Annotated in this window: 2 protein-coding genes; both read left to right on the plus strand. The window is 72.9% G+C overall.

The genetic code is table 11. From position 1 onward, the window contains the following. Positions 1–452: hypothetical protein (locus AOK03_RS39030; protein WP_055570086.1), on the plus strand; the 452-nt coding region annotated here is incomplete at its 5' end. Positions 453–574: 122 nt separating this feature from the next. After that, positions 575–997, plus strand: coding sequence for an acyl-CoA thioesterase (locus AOK03_RS39035; protein WP_055570087.1), 423 nt, complete (start codon positions 575–577; stop codon positions 995–997). The last annotated feature ends 283 nt before the right edge of the window (positions 998–1,280 follow it).

The following is a 1,280-nucleotide window of genomic DNA, read 5'->3' on the forward strand; positions in this document are numbered from 1 at the left end:
CTTCCGAGCCGCCGCCCCCGGCCCCGGCGCCCTCCGGGGTGTTCGCCGCGCGCACCGGCACGGAGACGGAGCCGGTCGGCCCCGAGGGCCCCGCCCGCGCCCGCGAGGTCCGCGGCGCCTGGGAGGGCCTGGTCGAGCTGCGCCGCATGACGAACCCGGACGGCGCCCGGGACCGCCCGTGCGCCTGGGAGCGTACGCACTTGGTGCAGGCGGCGGCACTGGCCCTGGAGGCGGCGGGGTGCCGTCCCGCGGGCCCCGGCCACGAGGGGTACCGGGTCGCCGGAACACCGCAGCCGGAGGCCGTCGCCGTGCGGGAGCCGACGCCGGAGGGGATCCGAGGGTGTGCGGCCGCCCTGGAGCGGGCGGGCTGGCAGGTCAGCGAGCATGCGGAGGCGCGCTCGGGCGGGCGCTCGGGCGGGCGCTATGTGCTCGCGTCGCCGCGCCGGACGTGAGCGGTCCCGGGGCGCGCGGATTCGGCAACCCGTTTGACGACCCAGCACATGCCCATGACGGCCACCACGAATGCCGGGCCGATCAATGCGGCTCCTTGTGATCACCTACTGGAAGGAACACCGTGACAGACCCCTACTCCGTGAGCGTCGGCGTCCGCGGATACGAGACGGACACCCAGGGCCACCTCAACCAGGCCGTCTATCTCCAGTACGCCGAGCACGCCCGGTGGTCGCTGCTGCGCGCGGCCGGCATCGCGCAGACCGACCTCCTGGACAAGGGCGTCGGCCCGGTGGTCCTGGAGACCACCGTCCGCTACCACAGCGAACTCCTCGCGGGCGACGAGACGTTGGTGAGCTGCACGTTCGTATGGGGCGAGCGCAAGACGTTCCGCGTCGAGCAGACGATCACCAAGGCGGACGGCACGATCGCCGCGACCGTCTCCTCCGTCGGCGGGCTGCTCGACCTCAAGGAGCGGCGACTGGTGGCGGATCCGCGCGAATACTTCAGGGCACTGACGGCGGACCCGACGACGCTGGGCCTGTGACCATCCCTACCCCTACCCCATGTACATGACATCGTCACCCAACCACCCCGATACGTTCACACGGCCGTACGCACATCCGTGCCACCCTCCCGGTGGTTGATTAGTCAACTCGCGTAGACCGCACGCTCATCTGTTCGGGCGCGCGGCGCGCGAGGCCCCCGGGAAAGGACACACCCCACATGCCCGTCCCGCGCGTACGCCGCTGGAAACCCCTGGCCCTGACCGCTGCCGCGGTGCTCGCCGGCATCACCGTGCCGGCCACCGCCACGGCCACCCCCTCCCC

This window comes from Streptomyces atriruber (assembly GCF_001418325.1).
Classification (GTDB): Bacteria; Actinomycetota; Actinomycetes; order Streptomycetales; family Streptomycetaceae; genus Streptomyces; species Streptomyces atriruber.